Consider the following 2,860-nt stretch of genomic DNA (forward strand, 5'->3'; position numbering starts at 1 on the left):
CGGGCAGGGCCCCGAAGGCGGCCGCGCTGGCGGCGCTCGGCGCCGTGGCCGCGCTGCTGGCCGGCTACCTCGTGCCGGTGCCCACGGCCGCCGCCGACACCGTCAAGGTCGCCATCGTCCAGGGCAACGTGCCCAACCCGGGCATGGACTTCCTGGGCCGCCCGATGATGGTCCTCAACAACCACGCCTCGGCCACCGAGCGGCTCGCCGCCGACATCCGGGCCGGCAGGGTCGAGCGCCCCGACATCGTGATCTGGCCGGAGAACTCCTCCGACCTCGACCCGTTCAGCGACCCGCTGGCCCGTCAGCGGATCGACGAGGCGGTCAAGGCGGTCGGCGTGCCCACCCTGGTCGGCACCCTGGTGGACGGCCCGGACGCGCAGCACGTCCAGAACGAGGGCATCGTCTGGGACCCGGTCACCGGCCCCGGCGCCTCCTACACCAAGCAGCACCCCGTCCCGTTCGGCGAGTACGTGCCGTTCCGGGCGCAGCTGATGAAGGTGATCTCCCGCCTCCAGCGGGTCGCCCGGGACTTCTACCCCGGCGACCACAACGGCGTGATGCAGCTCGGCCCGGCCCGGATCGGCGACGTGATCTGCTTCGAGGTGGCGTACGACGAGATCGTCCGCGACACCGTGGACAGCGGCGCCCGGGTCCTGGTCGTCCAGACCAACAACGCGACCTACGCCAGGACCGGCCAGCCCGAGCAGCAGCTGGCGATGAGCCGGCTGCGGGCCGTCGAGCACGGCCGGGCGGTGCTGATCGCCGCCACCAGCGGCATCAGCGCGGTGATCGCCCCGGACGGCAGCGTCCAGCAGCGCACCGAGGAGCTGACCCCGGCCGAGCTGTCGGCCACCGTCCCCCTGCGCGACGGCACCACGGTGGCCGACGAGGTCGGCGCCGCCCCGGAGTGGACGCTCGCCGTCGGCGGCCTGCTGGCCTGCGGCGCAGCGGTGCTGGTCGGCCGCCGCAAGAAGGCTTCGGCCGGAACACCGGCCGAGCGGGAATCGTTGGAGCCGGTGGTGCCGTAGCCGGCCCGGACCTTCCGTGCGGCGCGCAGAGCACCGCCTGGAGTGGATTCGTACCGTGACCCAGCAAGCTACCCCGACCCGTCCGGCCCCGCGCAGCAGGCTCCGGCGGGTGCTGCCGCTGCTGATCACCGCCTGGCTGGTGCTGGAGATCTGGCTGCTGGTCCAGGTCGGCTCGTGGCTGGGCGGCTTCACCGTCGTGCTGCTGCTCATCGCGGGCGCCCTGATCGGAGGCTCGCTGATCAAGCGGGCCGGGCTGAAGGCGCTGTCGGCGGCGATCGAGCAGAGCAAGAACCCGCAGTCGCAGCAGCCGCAGACCGGAACCAGCATGACCGTGCTGGCCGGCCTGCTGCTGATCGTCCCCGGCTTCCTGTCGGACCTGGTGGCCCTGACCCTGCTCTTCCCGCCGACTCGGGTGCTGTGGCGGGCGGCCGGGCGCCGGGCCGCGGACAAGGCGCTGCGCAGCACCTCCGCCGTCGGTGCCGACGCGTTCGCGGACGCGATGCGGCTCCAGGAGCAGCTGCGCATCCACCGCCCGGACGGCAAGGTGATCCAGGGCGAGGTCGTGGACCCGGAGTCCGGCCCGCGTGGCCCGCAGGGCCCGGACACCGCCTACCGCCCGCCGATCGCCGGCTGACCCGCCCGTTCCCACGAGCCGCCCGGGGCGCATCCCGCCCCGGGCGGCCCGGCGTGCCGGGGCGGCTCGCCCAGTGCCCCGGACAACACGAAGCCGGGCAACGCGAAAGGGACCCTGGTCACCAGGGTCCCTTTTCGCGTCCTCCCGCTCGGGGCGGGAGCGAGGTGTCAGGCGCTCTTACGGGTGTCCCGCGGGTGCACCGCGAGGTTCATCCCACCGGAGCGGAGCACGGCCAGCCGCTCGGCCAGCACCTCCTCCAGCTCCTCGCGCGTCCGGCGCTCCATCAGCATGTCCCAATGGGTGCGCGTCGGCTTGGTCTTCTTCTCCTCCGGCTCGTCGCCGTCGAGAAGCGCCGCCTCCTGGCCACAGAAGCGGCATTCCCAGGTCGGGGGGATCTCCGCCTCGACCGAGAAAGGAACCTCGAAACGGTGTCCGTTCTGACATGCGTACTCGACGGTCTGGCGGGGAGCCAGATCGATACCACGGTCGGTCTCGTAGCTAGTGGCCCCGAGTCGCGTGCCGCGGAGAGCTCGCTCGCTCATGAATCGTGCCTCCCGGGCTTATGGCCCACAGGACTAGTGGTCGCTGTTCTTCGTCGTTCGGTCAACGCTCGGCTTCCGACGAAGATTCCCGTCCCGGGACATGCGTCGTCTGTCGTGCCGCCCCTGTTTGTACCCACCCGCGCCCGATTTGTCACATCTGGCCGGTGATATCACTCCAGGTGTCACCTATTTCACGTCTGGTGATCGTGCGGACTTTCCGTGACGAGCGTACCGGGACGGGATTCGGCGGCGGGCGCCGACCCCGGTCGAGCGCCGGACAGCCGGCCCGCGAGGCCGGTCGGCCCGGCCGTCAGGAGATCGGCCGTGAACGGATCATCGGCTCGTTCTTGGCGAGGTCGACGGGATGGGCCTGGGCCGGATCGGCCGCGGGGACCACCGGTGGGTGCTCCGGGCGGGGTGGTGCGGCGGCGGCCGCCTCGGTGCGGCTGTCCCGGTGCGGCAGCAGGGCGATCACCGCGTCCCGCAGCGGGGTCGGGGCCTCGTCGTCCAGCGGGTCGATGGTGGCGGGTACCTGGAGGCGCACCGGGGCGCTGTTGCCGACCCGGGCGTAGCCGCGGCCGACCGGAGCGTGGGCGGCGGGCGCGATGTCCAGGGGTGCGCCGAGCGCGGCGCGCCCCTCGTCGGGGCCGGCC

3 protein-coding genes and 1 pseudogene are annotated in these 2,860 nt (G+C 72.9%); 2 read left to right on the forward strand and 2 right to left on the reverse strand.

Features of this window, described 5'->3' with window-relative positions; translation table 11 throughout:
- Window positions 1-1,031, forward strand: a 1,031-nt coding sequence (gene lnt, locus KS423_RS42565; RefSeq protein ID WP_224285060.1) for an apolipoprotein N-acyltransferase, incomplete at its 5' end; no start/stop codon positions are given.
- Between the two features lie 55 nt (window positions 1,032-1,086).
- Window positions 1,087-1,665 (forward strand): FxsA family membrane protein, encoded by a 579-nt coding sequence (gene fxsA, locus KS423_RS42570; RefSeq protein WP_224285061.1) that lies wholly within the window; start codon window positions 1,087-1,089, stop codon window positions 1,663-1,665.
- Between the two features lie 167 nt (window positions 1,666-1,832).
- On the opposite strand, the gene KS423_RS42575 is transcribed toward fxsA, so the two are convergent.
- Entirely contained in the window at window positions 1,833-2,207 is a 375-nt protein-coding gene (locus tag KS423_RS42575; RefSeq protein WP_196949106.1) for an RNA polymerase-binding protein RbpA, read from the reverse strand.
- Between the two features lie 310 nt (window positions 2,208-2,517).
- Window positions 2,518-2,860, reverse strand: a pseudogene (locus tag KS423_RS42580) (hypothetical protein); the annotation flags it as partial.

The organism is Streptomyces sp. LS1784, from assembly GCF_020103755.1.
Taxonomy (GTDB): domain Bacteria; phylum Actinomycetota; class Actinomycetes; order Streptomycetales; family Streptomycetaceae; genus Kitasatospora.